Source organism: Pseudomonas sp. A125, assembly GCF_055409485.1.
Map to the genome: position 1 here is coordinate 121,640 of NZ_JBUZVP010000013.1, position 14,322 is coordinate 135,961.

General features: G+C 60.2%; 12 protein-coding genes. 9 read left to right on the forward strand and 3 right to left on the reverse strand.

The window, feature by feature from the left end; translation table 11 throughout:
- The first annotated feature begins 107 nt into the window (after positions 1-107).
- On the forward strand, positions 108-1,088 hold the full coding sequence (locus ACZRN6_RS18990) for a Gfo/Idh/MocA family protein (protein ID WP_464008512.1): 981 nt from the start codon (positions 108-110) through the stop codon (positions 1,086-1,088).
- 36 nt (positions 1,089-1,124) lie between these two features.
- Positions 1,125-1,763, forward strand: coding sequence for a ribonuclease T2 family protein (locus ACZRN6_RS18995; RefSeq protein ID WP_416152071.1), 639 nt, complete (start codon positions 1,125-1,127; stop codon positions 1,761-1,763).
- A gap of 6 nt (positions 1,764-1,769) precedes the next feature.
- Here ACZRN6_RS18995 and ACZRN6_RS19000 read toward each other — a convergent pair whose 3' ends face one another.
- From ACZRN6_RS19000 to ACZRN6_RS19010, 3 genes are read right to left on the reverse strand one after another with little or no spacing between them, the layout of a single operon-like run.
- Positions 1,770-2,612, reverse strand: a complete 843-nt coding sequence (locus ACZRN6_RS19000; RefSeq protein WP_464008513.1) for a metal-dependent hydrolase — start codon at positions 2,610-2,612, stop codon at positions 1,770-1,772.
- Positions 2,613-2,627: 15 nt separating this feature from the next.
- Entirely contained in the window at positions 2,628-3,527 is a 900-nt protein-coding gene (locus ACZRN6_RS19005; protein WP_464008514.1) for an SDR family NAD(P)-dependent oxidoreductase, read from the reverse strand.
- On the reverse strand, positions 3,524-5,062 hold the full coding sequence (locus tag ACZRN6_RS19010; protein WP_464008515.1) for a flavin-containing monooxygenase: 1,539 nt from the start codon (positions 5,060-5,062) through the stop codon (positions 3,524-3,526). Before ACZRN6_RS19010 ends, ACZRN6_RS19005 begins: the two co-directional genes overlap by 4 nt.
- Positions 5,063-5,365: 303 nt before the next feature.
- Here ACZRN6_RS19010 and ACZRN6_RS19015 point away from each other — a divergent pair, with 303 nt between their 5' ends.
- The 7 genes from ACZRN6_RS19015 (at position 5,366) to ACZRN6_RS19045 (ending at position 14,274) form a co-directional block, all read left to right on the forward strand.
- The gene (locus ACZRN6_RS19015; RefSeq protein ID WP_322144762.1) at positions 5,366-6,364 is read left to right on the forward strand and encodes an alpha/beta fold hydrolase; all 999 of its coding nucleotides are present in this window, start codon (positions 5,366-5,368) and stop codon (positions 6,362-6,364) included.
- A gap of 317 nt (positions 6,365-6,681) precedes the next feature.
- Positions 6,682-7,959, forward strand: coding sequence for an alkane 1-monooxygenase (locus ACZRN6_RS19020; protein WP_464008516.1), 1,278 nt, complete (start codon positions 6,682-6,684; stop codon positions 7,957-7,959).
- Between the two features lie 146 nt (positions 7,960-8,105).
- Entirely contained in the window at positions 8,106-8,600 is a 495-nt protein-coding gene (praA, locus tag ACZRN6_RS19025; RefSeq protein ID WP_322144764.1) for an alkane oxidation protein activator PraA, read from the forward strand.
- A 131-nt stretch (positions 8,601-8,731) separates the two neighbouring features.
- Positions 8,732-9,238 (forward strand): alkane oxidation protein activator PraB, encoded by a 507-nt coding sequence (gene praB, locus ACZRN6_RS19030; protein ID WP_322144765.1) that lies wholly within the window; start codon positions 8,732-8,734, stop codon positions 9,236-9,238.
- Between the two features lie 136 nt (positions 9,239-9,374).
- Positions 9,375-9,893: an alkane oxidation protein activator PraB gene (praB, locus tag ACZRN6_RS19035; protein WP_322144766.1), complete on the forward strand. Its 519-nt coding sequence runs from the start codon at positions 9,375-9,377 to the stop codon at positions 9,891-9,893.
- A gap of 108 nt (positions 9,894-10,001) precedes the next feature.
- A complete protein-coding gene (locus ACZRN6_RS19040) occupies positions 10,002-11,456 on the forward strand; it encodes an outer membrane protein transport protein (protein WP_464008517.1) in 1,455 nt (484 codons plus the stop codon).
- Between the two features lie 280 nt (positions 11,457-11,736).
- Positions 11,737-14,274, forward strand: a complete 2,538-nt coding sequence (locus tag ACZRN6_RS19045; protein WP_464008518.1) for an acyl-CoA dehydrogenase — start codon at positions 11,737-11,739, stop codon at positions 14,272-14,274.
- The last annotated feature ends 48 nt before the right edge of the window (positions 14,275-14,322 follow it).

Genomic DNA, 14,322 nt, shown 5'->3' on the forward strand with positions numbered 1-14,322 from the left:
AAAGTGTAATGCAATTGTCATGCTAGGTGTTTATCCGGCAGGGTAGAGAGGGGGCCGGAAAACACCGATACTGCCCCATCGAAAATACTCACCTGAAGGAGAAGCAGATGAACACCGTACGCTGGGGCATGATCGGCTGTGGCAGTGTCACTGAACTCAAGAGTGGACCCGCTTTCTACAAAGCGCCAGGTTCCGCGTTGGTGGCCGTGATGGGGCGCCGCGAGGAGGCCGTGCGCGATTATGCGGCACGCCATGGCATCGCCCGGTTCTACACCGACGCCCAGGCGCTGATCGACGACCCTGAAGTAGACGCGGTGTACATCGCCACGCCGCCCGATAGCCACCTCGAATACAGCCTGATGGTGGCCGCTGCGGGCAAGCATTGCTGCGTCGAGAAGCCCATGTCGCTGAACGCCGAGCAAAGCGCGTTGATGCAGCGCACCTTCGAACAGGCCGGGCTGCACCTGTTTGTTTCCTATTACCGACGCTCGCTGCCGCGCTTCCAGCAGGTGCGGGACTGGCTGCAGGACGGGCGCATCGGCGAGTTGCGCCAACTGACCTGGACCTTGTGCAAGCCACCGTCCGAGGACGACGCCAGCAGCGCCAACTGGCGTACCGACCCGCTGATTGCCGGCGGCGGTTATTTTGCGGACCTGGCCAGCCACGGTTTTGACCTGTTCCAGTACCTGGCCGGGGATATTGTCGACGTGGCCGGGTTTACCGCGCGCCAGGCCGGGCGTTATGCCGCCGAAGATGCGGTCACCGCCTGCTGGACCTTCACCTCGGGCGCACTGGGCATGGGCTGCTGGAACTTTGTCGCTGACCGGCGTGAAGACTTGGTGGAGTTGATCGGCAGCAAGGGCCGTATCACCTTTTCGGTGTTCGATGAGGCGCCTTTGCGGCTGGAAGGCGAAACCAGCGAGGAACTGGAAGTGCCCAACCACGCGCATATCCAATGGCACCACGTGCTGGGGATGAACGCGCACATCCGCGGCGAAAGCAAACACCCGGCGCTGGCGATCGAGGCGTTGAAGACCGACCGGATCATGGACCGGGTGCTACAACGTAACCCCAATCTGGCTGTTTGAGCGTGCTTGAATTTTGTCTTTTTAAGGAATGAACGGATGAAAATGAAAGCAGTATGGATGGTGTTATGGCTGGTGCTGGCAGGTGCCGCTACGGCAGCGCCGAAGGCTCAGGGGCAGGCTGGTGAGTTTGATTTTTACCTGTTGTCGCTGTCGTGGTCGCCGACCTTCTGCCTGACTCACCCGGACGACCAGCAATGTTCGGGCAAGGGTTACGGGTTTGTCCTGCATGGGCTGTGGCCACAGTACGCAAAGGGCGGCTGGCCGGCATCGTGTGCGCCGCAGTCGCGGTTGTCGGATGCCGACTATGCCCGTGGCAAGACGTTGTTCCCATCGCCCAAACTGCTCAAGCATGAGTGGGCCAAGCACGGCACCTGCAGCGGGCTTGAGGCGTCAGCCTATCTGGACAAGACCGATGCCGCACTGGGCGTGGTCAAGATCCCGCAGGCGCTTGAGCCCTTCAATGTCCCGGGCAACCTGGCTGCGCGGGACATCGAAGCGCTGTTTCGTGAGAGCAACCCGGCCATGGGCAACCATGGCCTTGCGGTGATCTGCAAGGGCGCCGTGTTGACCGAGGTGCGTGTATGCCTGACCAAGGACCTGGCGTTTGCCGGCTGCCCGCGCAGCGTCAAGAGCCAGTGCCGGGATGGCGACCTTCGTATCCCGGCCCAGCGCTAGGTGGCATCAGGCAGGCCCATAGTTTTTATGGGCTTTCTCGATTTCCTCCACCAACCGGTCAATGCCCGCCAGGCGCGCCCGGTTGTCATGGTCCCAGGGATGAAACCCCGGCTTGAAGTAATGCAGCCAGGGCAACGCCATACGCGGGAACACGCCCTTGGGCCCATACAGGAATTTGAGCATCCGCCAGAATCCCTTCAAATGCCCGCCCGCACTGCGGTCGGCAAACAGCAGGCGAAGGTGAAAATCGAAGATCACCAGCCAAAAGAGCAGCGTGGTGGTCAGCATGGTGCCGGTGCGCAGCAAATAACGCGTGGGCCCGGGCTTGATCACACTGTTCCACACATCAAACGCCACCGCCTTGTGCTCGGTTTCTTCCAGGGCGTGCCAGTACCACATCTGCTGGTAACCCTTGACCGAATCACCAAACCGCGACGTGTCGCTGAGGAGGATTTCAGCGAGCATCGCGGTGTAATGCTCCAGGGCAATCGTCACCGCCAGGTTGAACGAGGCAGGCATGTACTTCTTTTGCGCGTCGAGGATCATCTTCAGCCGGCGATCCAGGAAATGCGCCGGCAGCCCGGCGGCTTGCAGCAGGTCGTTGTAGGCCACGTGCTCGCGGCTGTGCATCGCTTCCTGGCCGATAAACCCCTGGATTTCCTTCTTCAGTTGCGGGTCTTCGATGCGCTGGCGGTAATGGCGCACGCTGTCCATGAAGAACAGTTCGCCCTGGGGAAACAGCAACGACAGCGCGTTGAAAAAGTGCGTGATGAACGGGCCTTGTTCGTGCCAGTTCTTGATGCGTTCGGCCGGCAAGGCAAAACGGAGGTCGCGGCGAATCGGCAGCATGGTCGGTACTCCAGGTCAGAGACGGTGCTCTTCGTGGGTTTCAAGGACGGGCGAGGGCGCGCTGCGGTGTTTGGGCGCCATGCGTTTGCTGGCGAACACCACCAGCGCTTGATAGGCCGCTGGCAGGCAGCGGGCGAGCAGGTCCAGGAAGTAAGCGTCGCGGCCAATCAGCACGCGGCGTTTGTTTTTGCGTACGCCGTTGAGGATCACTTTGGCGGCTTGATCGGCGTCGGTGATGAACAGCTTTTCAAAGTCGGCGCGGGCCTGTTGCTCGCTGTGGATCAAAAAGCCGGTCATGTTCGCGTCGATCCGGCTGCTGCGGCAGATGTCGGTGCGGATCCCTCCGGGGTGCACGCAGGTGGCTGAAACCCCGCTTTTTTGCAGGTCGAGTTCCTGGCGCAGGGATTCGGTAAAGCCGCGCACGGCGAACTTGGTGGCGTTGTAGCCGCTCATACCCGGCTGGGCGAACAGGCCGAACACGCTGGAGGTGTTGACCACATGCCCGTCGCCGCTGGCCTTGAGGTACGGCAGAAAGGCCTTGGTGCCGTACACCACGCCCCAGAAGTTGATGCCGATGATCCATTCCAGGTCGGCGTAATCCACGCCTTCGACGGTGCTGGACAGCGCGACGCCGGCGTTGTTGAAGATCAGGTTGATCTGGCCGTGTTCGGCTGCGCAACGGGCGGCCCAGTCTTCCACGGCCTGGCGGTCGGAAACGTCCAGTACGTGCGAGGTGACAAGCACTGGTGCGTGGCCCTGGGCCGTGATCAGCGCGACGGTCTGCTCCAGGCCCTGGCTGTTTTTATCTGCCAGCGCCAGGTGGCAACCCTCACGCGCCAACGCCAGTGCCAGCGCGCGGCCCATGCCGGAAGCCGCGCCTGTGATGGCCGCCACGCGGCCGTTGAATGACTTCATGACAGGCTCCCTTCTGTGGTGGTGTGGGGCGGCGTCGCAGCCGGGCGCGGTGTGGACGGCGCCGGGACCAGGTTGGCGACGTAGTCCTTGAGTGCGAAATGCCGGGTGACTTGCTTGAAGCGCCAGGTCGAGCCGGGCCACAGCGTGGTGTTCTTGCCAGTGCGCGGGTCCAGGTACCAGCTCTTGCAGCCGCCGGTGGACCAGATGGTGCCCTTGAGTTTGTCCTGCAGCCTGGCGTTATAGGCCAACTCCACCGCCGGCTTGACGTCGACCGTAGCGATGCGATGGCGCTTCATCTGTTGCAGGGCGTCAAGGATGTAGGTGACCTGGGCCTCGATCATCAAAATCATCGAGTTATGCCCCAGCCCGGTGTTGGGGCCGACGATCAGGAACAGGTTCGGATAACCCGGCACCGTGGTGCCCAGGTAGGCATGGGCGCCGTCTTGCCAGGTGTCCATCAGGTCGATGCCGTTGCGCCCGATAACGCAGTTGCGCGGCAAGGGATCGGTGGCCTGGAAGCCGGTGCCGAAAATGATGCAATCGGCCGGGTGCTTGATGCCATCGGCGGTAACCAGCCCATCGGCCTCGATGCGCTGCACGTTGTCGGTCACCACCTGCACGTTGCTGCGTGACAGCGCCGGGTAGTAGTCATTGGAGATCAACACGCGCTTGCAGCCGATGGTGTAGTCGGGCGTGAGGGTTTTGCGCAGGGAAGGGCGGGCCACTTGTTTATGCAGGTGGCGCATGGCGATTTTCTGCACCATTTTCATCAGGCTCGGGTGCAGGGCAAAGCCCACTACGCGGCCTTCCAGTGCCCAGTAAAAAGCACCGCGCACCAGGCGTTGGGTAAAGGGCAGGTGTTTGAAGACCCAGCGTTCGACGCGTGAAATCGGCCGGTCGGGCTTGGGCATGATCCATGGCGGCGTGCGCTGGAACAGGTCCAGGTGGGCCACCTGCGGCGCAATTTGCGGCACGAACTGGATAGCACTGGCGCCGGTGCCGATCACGGCCACGCGTTTGCCCTTCAATGAGTACTCATGGTCCCACTGCTGGGAGTGGAAGCGCTTGCCCTTGAAGCTGTCCAGGCCGGGAATGTCCGGCAATGCCGGGCGCGACAGGCCGCCCATTCCCGACACCAGCACCCGCGCGCTGACCTGGCGACCATTGCTGAAGCTCAGGCTCCAGCGCTGTTGCGCCTCATCAAACAGCGCTTTGTCCAAGCCCATGCCAAAGCGCAGGAACGGCGCCAGCTCAAAGCGCCGCGCGCACTGCTCCAGGTAGGCGCGAATCTCTGCCTGCGGCGCGAATTGCCGCGTCCAGTCCGGGTTGGGCGCAAACGAAAACGAATAGACATGCGATTGCACATCGCAGGCGCAACCGGGGTAGTGATTGTCCCGCCAGGTGCCGCCGAGAGCGTCGGCCTGCTCGGCAATGAAGAAGTCGTTGAACCCGGCTTCCTTGAGTTTGATCGCCATGCACAGGCCGGCAAACCCGGAACCGATGATGGCGATGTCGACGGTGTCGTGGGCATTCATAGGCTGTCCCTCGTGGGCCGGTGGCGCCTTACGGGTTTCGACATCGGATGTGCTCCTTGTTTTTGTTTTGGCTTTTAGATAAAACACCATTGCAAAGGAAAATTGAATTAATTATTTTAAAAAATATTTTAAATAATCTACCTGAAAATATCGTCTAGGCTACGACCCAGTTCCTCAAGTGCGACTTTTCCGACGGACGAGGGCTTTTACGCACGCAGTTAAGGTCCAGGGTTTGGACGATGGCTGAGGTTTTGACCAATACCGGTCGGGCCGCCAGCAACGCAGGATGCAGAGGACCGAGCTATGGCTGTCGAGTGGGTTGTCGCAGCGTGTGTGTGTGTAGGGTTAAGCGTAGTGTTGTGGGGCTTCAGTGCCCGGATGACACGCCGTATAGAAGCTGCTGTTCCGATCAACGGGCGCTTTCTGGAGATCAACGGCGAGCGCTTTCATTATGTAGACGAGGGCAAGGGCCCGCCGTTGGTGATGATCCACGGGCTGATGGGCAGCAGTCGCAACCTGACGTACGCCTTGTCTGCCCAGTTGCGTGAGCATTTTCGGGTGATCACCCTGGATCGTCCGGGGTCGGGTTATTCCACCCGGCATGCCGGCACCGCTGCCGACCTGCCAGGCCAGGCCCGGCAAGTCGCCAGCTTTATCAAGACGCTGGACCTGGACACGCCGCTGGTACTGGGGCATTCCCTCGGCGGGGCGATTTCCCTGGCGCTGGCGCTGGACCATCCCCACGCTGTTTGCGGATTGATTCTGGTGGCGCCACTGACCCATCCCCAGCGCATGCTGCCGCTGGTGTTTATGTCATTGGCGATACGCCCCGGATGGCTGAGGCGCTTCATGTCCCATACCCTGACCATGCCCATCGGCCTGCTGACCAAAGGCGCCGTGGTCAAGGGCGTGTTCGCCCCCGACCCCGCGCCGGAGGACTTCGCTACCCGCGGTGGTGGCTTGCTGGGCATGCGTCCCGATAACTTTTATGCAGCCTCCACCGAGATCAACCTGGTCAACGATTGCCTGCCGGACATGGTCAAGCGCTACCCGCAGCTGACGTTGCCGATCGGGCTGATCTATGGCGCGCAGGACAAGGTGCTGGACTTCCGCAAACACGGCCAGGCCCTGGCCAGCCTGGTGCCGGGCCTGAAGCTGCAACTGGTGGAAGGGCGCGGGCATATGTTGCCAATCACCGCCGCCGAGCGTGTCGCGGCCATTGTGGAGCAGGTGGCCAAGCGCGTCCGGCCACCGCAAGACGCGACGGTTTTGCACCCGCCATTTGCACTGGCGAGCAAATAATTGTGCGACTGAACCCGCGGCTCAACCTCGTCAATCCTTGCTCTAGACACCTGACCAAACGGCTGAAAAAGAGACTGCTCGGTCACGTTCAAAAGGGTTCAAGAATTTAGTTGACGACCTAACGATTCCGCGCTATTTATTTAAAAAAATATTTCAATGTCTAATTTGAAATAATTTTTGAAGTGCCTAAGAGCGAATAAAATAATGAAAAAAACGCCTTTTATCGCATGGTTGAATTCTCGGAGCAGTCACCGCTCCGTGTACCTGTTCAGTGTTTCTTTTTGCACCCTGCCAACCTGCCTCGTGCGGAGGCTGCCATGAATCAGACCCTGGCTGCCCCGAACGTCTGGACCGACGGCAAACGCCACCTGTGGTGGCTCGGCATCATGCCCCTGGCAACCCCTTTGCTTTCTGGCGCCCTGGCCATCACCACCGGCGTGCAACAACTGTGGTGGGTGGGCGTGCTGGTGATCTTCGGCCTGATCCCATTGATCGACGGCCTGCTGGGTGAAGACCTCAGCAACCCGCCGGAATCGGCCGTCAACAACCTCGAATCTCAAAGCTACTACCGCTGGATCGTCTACACCGGCGTGCTGTTTGTCATCTCGTCCGTGGTAATCACCGGGTGGCTGGCGGCAGGCGGCATCGACTGGATCATCAACGGCGGCCTGTTGCACGCTACCGCTGCACTGGACCCGTCGAACTGGCTGGCAAAAACCGCCGCGTTCATCACGGCTCGCACTGAACTGCACGGCGAAGTCAGTTGGTTCACCTACCTGGGCATGGCGATGTCCACCGGCGCCGCCACCGGCATCGCGATCAACACCGCCCATGAGCTGGGGCACAAACCGCGCCTGCTGGAAGTCATCCTGGCCAAGATCACCCTGGCGCCGACTTTCTACGGGCACTTCTACACCGAACACAACCGTGGCCACCACGTACGCGTCGCCACCCCGGAAGACCCAGCCAGCTCGCGGCTCGGGGAAAGCTTCTGGGCCTTCCTTCCACGCTCGGTGTGGTTCAGCGCCCGCTCGGCCTGGAACCTGGAGCGGGAACGCCTGCGCAAACTCGGCCTGCCGGCCTGGCACTGGAAGAACGGGGTACTCAGCGCCTGGATGTACAGCGTGGTGTTGTGGGGCGCGATGATTGCCTGGCTGGGCGCGGCAGTGATTCCGTTCCTGATCATCCAGGGCGTCTATGGGTTCTCGCTGCTGGAGGTCGTCAACTATGTCGAACACTACGGCCTCAAACGCCAGAAGTTGCCCAACGGTCGTTATGAACGTTGTTCGCCCCGGCATTCGTGGAACAGCAACCGGATTGTTACCAACATCTTTTTGTTCCAACTACAGCGGCATTCTGATCATCACGCCAATCCAACCAGAAGTTATCAGTCTCTGCGTCACTTTGATGAATCGCCACAACTGCCATACGGTTATGCCAGCATGATTGTCTGGGCGTACGTGCCGTATTTGTGGCGACGACGCATGGACCACCGGGTACTTAACCATTATGCAGGGGATGTCACCCTCACCAATCTTCAACCTTCACAGCGTTTGAAGTACCTGGAGAAATACGGCAACACCAGCACCTTCTAACGTAAAGCAGTCAGCGGTAGGGCGTACTCGGGATCTGTGTATCGCGCAGGTTTTTATCGCCCGGAATAACCGATTTCGAGTACGGCTTAGTTGCCAAGAAGTGGTTTGACCCGAACAAAAATAAAATTAAGGGAAGGACGTACACCATGCAAACACCTGCCAGGTTCACCACGCACATTGTATTGGCCGCCCTGGGCCTGATCGTTTACCACCAGGCCCAGGCCGCCCGTATCGAACCTGCCGGCAGTGCGTTTACTGCCCAGGGCCCCATCAGCTTTTCCAAGGGCGCGTTGATCAGCGCGGACTGCACCATCAAGGTCGCCGGCAAGGTGGCAGCGGATGGTGCCTCGGTGAATGTCGACAAAGTTGAATTCGACGGCGGCCTCAAGTGCAGCCGGGTCGAAGCCATCAACTTGCCGTGGGTATTAGTGGCCAAAGACACCAAGAGCGGCTCGATGTCGAAGATCGCCGTCGATGTGCATGCCTTTGGTCTGGGCGGCAAGTGTGGCCCCTCTACGGCAGACGGAACCTGGGACAACGCCACCGGCAAACTCGAAGCGGTTAACGTGCCTATAGGCGAAGACTGCACGATTAAAACGGTATCGATCAAGATGCCGCCCAGTTTCAAAGTTGTTGAGTAACAGTTGGAAGTTGTAGCGGTAATTGAATTGAAATTTGGCTGGAAAGGGAAGTTCTGCAGATTCACCGTGACCTCTCGATCATGGCCATTACCCCTGGCGAAATGACTCGCCATAACATGTGAGGAAAAATAATGAAAAGTTTGAAAACCCTCGTTTGTGTAACTTCGTTTGCTCTGTGCTTTGGTGCGGCATCGATGGCCAGTGCCGCAACGTTCAGCCCTGCCAACGCTACGTTCACCACAAACGCTGGCGGAACGATTACGGTTAAATCGCCATCCTCTTTTGGCGGTGCAGTGACCTGTAATATTTCGTTTACCGGCAAAGTTCGCGCTGATGGCTCGGCAGCAGACATCACCGCCGCCACCGTCTCGGGCACCAGCCAGTTGTGCTCGTTGCCGCATATGACCAACCTGCCTTGGGTACTGTCGCCTGCTGGCACCGTGACCAACGTCGGTTACACCATCGCTGCCATTCCGCCACTGATTCCAGCCACTAACTGCGGCCCGTCCACCATTGCGGTGACCCTGGCCAACGTTGCCGGTGGCGCCAGCCTGAGTGCTTCCAACCAGCCGCTCAGCGGTAGTTGCACCGTGCAGAGCCTGGCCGTCACCGCGCCTGGTGTCAGCATCGCTCCTTGATAAACGCACTCCGTAAAAAGGGCTGATCACCCGTTAACGCAAGCGCCTCTCGCGAGGCGCTTGTTCACCCCAGGTGTGTGTTGCCCATGTGTCGTTACTTCTGGCGACCTGAGTCGTCATGGATGAGGAAGGAATAATGAAGCGCTTGAACGCCTTCGTTTATATCGGTTCGTTTGCACTGTGCGTCGCTACGGCGTCGATGGCTTCTGCTGCAGGCTTCAGCCCTGCGGGTGCAGCCTTTACTACCAGTGCGGGCGCCACGCTTACGGTCAAGTCGCCTTCGATGTTTGGTGCGGCGATAACCTGCAATATTCAGCTTTCTGGTGTGGTGCGCGGCGACGGTTCAGCCGCCGATATCCTCACCGCCAGCGTTTCGGGCAGCAATGCATTGTGCCGGCTGCCTTCGCTGACCCATTTACCCTGGGTGCTGACGCCCCCTGCTTCGGGAAGCGGTAACGGCGTGCTGGCCAACGTGGGTTACGCCATTCCAGCCAGTTCGCTCCCAGGCACCCAATGTGGCCCTACGGCCATTGTCGCCAGCCAGGCCAATGGTGCCGGTGGCTTTGATGTAACTGCTGCTAACCAAGTGCTTTCCGGCAACTGCACGGTGGTTTCGTTAAGCGCCCATATTCCAAACGTCATCATTGTTCCTTGATACGTACGTCGCATTGAGTCGATTGATTGCGCCCCCCGAGGGGGTGAACCAAGCAGCAAGACGAGCCGGCTGGGGCCGGTTCAGTGAAAAAACAATAAGGAGTGCCGCATGAATAATAAAAAACAACAGGTGCAGGTTTTGCTGGGGTTGGCATTGATGGGTGGGATGATGGTCGCCGCGCCTGTGCAGGCGGGTGGCTTTTCTACGCCAACTTATGGTGCTCCGGGGTGGGGACGTGCGTTTGGTGGTGGTTCGCTGTTCAAGAACGATCCCAGTTCGGCGTATAACAACCCCGCAGCAATGGCCTTCGTCGAACATAATGTCGCGCAATTTACCGTTGACTACGCGCGCATCAAGATCAAGTACAAGGGGCAGGCCAATGACTACCTGGGCCAACCGGTATCCAATACGCCGGTCGGCCCGGATGGCTTTCCCGGTTCAGTGACGACGGTCAATAACAACGATGGCGGCGAGGGTGGTTTTACTGCGTGGCTGCCGACCGGTTTCATGGTGATGCCGCTGGGTGACCGGTTCGCGTTCGGCCTGGCCCAGGTGGTACCGCAGGGTATGCGTTCAACCTGGAGTGAGGACTCCAAGCTTCGAGATTTCGCTGTGGACACCAAGATTGAAACGGTGGGGCTGACCGGGTCTCTGTCGTTCAAGGTCCGTGACGATTTCTCCATCGGTGGCGGGATCATCGTCCAGCACAGTAAAGGCTTCGTCAGCCAGAACATCGATTTGCTGGCGGCCGCGTCCAACTCGAACTCCCCGCTGTTTGGCGGCGCTCAATTCCCGGCGGGGGTGGGCGAAGCCTTGATGCGGGTCAAGGTCGATAATATCTCCACCGGCTGGTTTACCGGTGTGGTCTGGAAGCCCACTGACCAGGACTCCCTCGGCCTCAATTACCACGCCAAAATCAAGAACAAAATGACCGGCAAGTACAACATTCGCGCCGACCAGTTCTCCTACAACCTGATGACCCAACCGAGCCCGTTTGGTGGCACCGGCACACTGGTTGAACAGGCGTACCCAGGGTTGAAGTTGTTCCCGGACGGCGCCCATGCCAGTACCCAACTGGACATTCCTGCTACGGCGGCCTTTGACTGGGTGCACCAGTTCAACGACCGTTTCACCCTGGGTGTGAGTGCCGTGTGGACCCAATGGTCATCCTTCAAGGACCTGACTCTCAAGTCTGGCGACATCACCATCGTCTCCATTCCCTACAACTATCGTGACTCCTGGATGTACTCCGTGGGCGGTGACTTCAAAGCCACCGACGAGCTGACACTGCGTGCAGGTGTGGCCTCTGACCAGACACCGACGCGTAACTCCACGCGCGACCCTCGGATTCCGGACGGCGACCGTTACTTCCTGTCGTTGGGTGCCGGCTACGACATCAAGGCTATCCCAGGCTTGAAACTGGACGTCGCGTATTCCCATCAGTTCGTGCAAGACGTCAACCTCAAGACCAAGAACGTGGACCGCCTGGGTGGCGCGAGCCTGAACGGCAAGACCGAGTCCTCGGGCGACGTAGTCGCTGTGTCGGCAACGTATGCGTTCTAAGTAAATCGCAGCAGGATGGATTAGGGCGGCAAGCGCATCTTGGCGCTCTTATCCGGAGTTCTCTATCGGCGGGTCGCCCATGCGACCCGTTCCAACCTTCTTTCCATTGACCCACTCGGCTGACGCGTTCGGCCGCTGATGTTTTCGCCCAAGCATTAAATAAAAATTTCAAAACAAAATTTGAATTTGTCTTTTCAAGTTTGTAGTGTGGCTTTAAGCCGCAGGTCATTTCGACCTGCTCGCGCATCAGCCGTACCCTGAATTGAGTAGAGGTATCCCCATGGTTATCTGGTTATTGGCGGGGCTCGCAGCAGCGATTGCCCTGGCGTATCGACAAGCCGCTGCCACCCTCTGGCTGGGTGCCGGCCTGGTCTGGCTGGCGGTCGGTTACCTGTTCAACGTGGTCGCCGGTTTCGGTGCCAGCGTGGTGGCAGTGCTGGTGGTGTTGCCCGCGCTGCTGCTGACGATCAAACCCCTGCGCCGCAGCCTGTTGACCAGCAAGGCCCTGGGCCTTTTCCGCAGCATCATGCCGGCGATGTCCGACACCGAACGCGCGGCCATCGAGTCGGGCACCGTGTGGTGGGACGCCGAGCTGTTCAGCGGCAAACCGCGCTGGGAGCGCCTGTTGCAAGCCGCGCCGGCCAGCCTCAGCGCTGAAGAACAGGCGTTCCTCGACAACGAAGTGGAGACCCTGTGCGACATGTCCAACGACTGGGAAACCACCCAGGTCTGGCAAGACATGTCCCCCGAAGGCTGGCAGTACACCAAGGACGCCGGCTTCCTCGGCATGATCATTCCCAAGCAATACGGCGGCAAAGGCTTCTCCCACTATGCACATTCGCAAGTGGTGATGAAGCTCTCCACCCGTTGCTCGGCGGCGGCGATTTCGGTGATGGTGCCCAACTCCCTGGGCCCGGCCGAGCTGCTGCTGCACTACGGCACCGACGCCCAGCGCAACTATTACCTGCCACGCCTGGCCCGTGGCGAAGACATCCCGTGCTTCGCCCTGACCAGCCCGTATGCCGGCTCCGACGCCGGGGCAATTCCAGACCTGGGCATCGTTTGCAAAGGCTTGCACGAAGGCGAGGATGTGCTGGGTTTTCGCGTGACCTGGGACAAGCGTTACATCACCCTCGGCCCAATCGCCACCGTGCTGGGCCTGGCATTTCGCGCCGAAGACCCGGACGGTTTGCTGGGCCAGCCTGGTGCCCTGGGCATCACCTGTGCGTTGATCCCGACCAGCCATCCGGGTGTGAACAGCGGCCGGCGTCACTGGCCCCTCAATGCCGTATTCCAGAATGGTCCTACCACCGGCAAAGACGTATTTATCCCGCTGGAATGGGTGATCGGTGGCCGCGAACAAGTCGGCAACGGCTGGCGCATGTTGATGGAATGCCTGGCCGCCGGCCGGGCGATTTCCCTGCCGTCGGCCAACGTCGGCCTGGGCAAGGTGGCCGTGCGCGGCACCACGGCTTACGCGGCGATGCGCAAGCAATTCGGCCTGCCGATCGGCAAGTTCGAAGGCGTGCAGGCACCCTTGGCGCGTATGGCCGGGCATCTGTATGCCTGCGACGCGGTGCGCAAGGTCTCGGTGGCTTCACTCGATGCCGGTGAAAAGCCGTCGGTAATCTCGGCTATCGCCAAGTATCACGTTACCGAACGGGCGCGAATCATCGTCAACGACGGCATGGATATCGTGGCGGGCAAGGGCATCTGCATGGGCCCCAACAACTTCCTCGCCCGGGCCTACCAGCAAAGCCCCATCGCCATCACGGTGGAAGGCGCGAACATCATGACCCGCTGCCTGATCATCTACGGTCAGGGCCTGATCCGTTGCCATCCTTATGTGTTCCGCGAGATGGAAGCAGCGCGCAACACCGACCGGCGCAAGGCCCTGGTGGATTTCGACAGCGCGATGTTCGGTCACCTGAGCTTTGTGCTGGCCAATACCGTACGTGCCGCGGTGCATGCGCTGACGGGCGGGCGGCTGATTTCGGTGCAGGGCAAGACCGATCCCGCGCTGGCGGCCTACTACCGCCAGGCCAATCGGTTGTCGGTGGTGCTGGCGTTGATCTCGGACATTTCCATGGGCGTGCTGGGCGGCGCCCTCAAGCGCAAGGAAAGCATCACCGGGCGGCTGGGGGACATTCTGTCCCAGCTGTACATCCTGTCCTGCGTGCTCAAACGCTTTGAGGACGATGGCCGGCCACAGGCGGATCTGCCGCTGGTGCATTGGGCCGCGCAGGACGCGTTGCTGCGCGCCCATGAAGCCCTGGCAGAAGTGCTCGACAACTATCCGTCGAAAGCCGCGGCCGCCGTGGTGCGTGGCTTGACGTTCCCGTTTGGTATCCCGCAGCGCAAGCCGTCGGATCGGCTGTTGGCGCAAGTGGCGGAGCTGGTGCAAGTACCGGGGGAAACCCGCGACCGCTTGCTGGGTAACTCCTACATTCCGCGTCCGGAAATCGACAAGCTGGCGTATGGCGAACTGGCCTTGCGTCTGCTGCCACAAGTGGAACTGATCGAGGCGCGACTCAAGGGTTCGGTCAAGCAAGGCCTGATCGAGCCGATGCCGATTTCCAGTGCTGCGTTTACGCCGTGGCGGGTCAAGGCGCGGGCGCTGGAGTTAATCAGCGATGACGAAGAAAGCGTGCTCGCGCGCTATGTGGAGTACGGCGATCACGCGATTCAGGTGGACGACTTCCCGCAGGACTTCGGCTTGCTGGAAGCCCTGCAACAGCGTCAACAGGCGTTGGAACAGGCCGCCAAACCGAGCGCAAAACGTCGCGCCAGCCAAGGCGAAAACGCACCGGTCAACTGACTGGAACTGGAGGAACACGGTCAATGTGGGAGCTGGCTTGCCTGCGAT

What these genes read in the sequence shown, in the direction of transcription:
- ACZRN6_RS18990 (WP_464008512.1), top strand. Translation starts at nt 108, where the DNA reads ATGAACACCGTACGCTGGGGCATGATCGGCTGTGGCAGTGTCACTGAA.
- ACZRN6_RS18995 (WP_416152071.1), top strand. Translation starts at nt 1,125, where the DNA reads ATGAAAATGAAAGCAGTATGGATGGTGTTATGGCTGGTGCTGGCAGGT.
- ACZRN6_RS19000 (WP_464008513.1), bottom strand. Translation starts at nt 2,612, where the DNA reads ATGCTGCCGATTCGCCGCGACCTCCGTTTTGCCTTGCCGGCCGAACGC.
- ACZRN6_RS19005 (WP_464008514.1), bottom strand. Translation starts at nt 3,527, where the DNA reads ATGAAGTCATTCAACGGCCGCGTGGCGGCCATCACAGGCGCGGCTTCC.
- ACZRN6_RS19010 (WP_464008515.1), bottom strand. Translation starts at nt 5,062, where the DNA reads ATGAATGCCCACGACACCGTCGACATCGCCATCATCGGTTCCGGGTTT.
- ACZRN6_RS19015 (WP_322144762.1), top strand. Translation starts at nt 5,366, where the DNA reads ATGGCTGTCGAGTGGGTTGTCGCAGCGTGTGTGTGTGTAGGGTTAAGC.
- ACZRN6_RS19020 (WP_464008516.1), top strand. Translation starts at nt 6,682, where the DNA reads ATGAATCAGACCCTGGCTGCCCCGAACGTCTGGACCGACGGCAAACGC.
- praA (WP_322144764.1), top strand. Translation starts at nt 8,106, where the DNA reads ATGCAAACACCTGCCAGGTTCACCACGCACATTGTATTGGCCGCCCTG.
- praB (WP_322144765.1), top strand. Translation starts at nt 8,732, where the DNA reads ATGAAAAGTTTGAAAACCCTCGTTTGTGTAACTTCGTTTGCTCTGTGC.
- praB (WP_322144766.1), top strand. Translation starts at nt 9,375, where the DNA reads ATGAAGCGCTTGAACGCCTTCGTTTATATCGGTTCGTTTGCACTGTGC.
- ACZRN6_RS19040 (WP_464008517.1), top strand. Translation starts at nt 10,002, where the DNA reads ATGAATAATAAAAAACAACAGGTGCAGGTTTTGCTGGGGTTGGCATTG.
- ACZRN6_RS19045 (WP_464008518.1), top strand. Translation starts at nt 11,737, where the DNA reads ATGGTTATCTGGTTATTGGCGGGGCTCGCAGCAGCGATTGCCCTGGCG.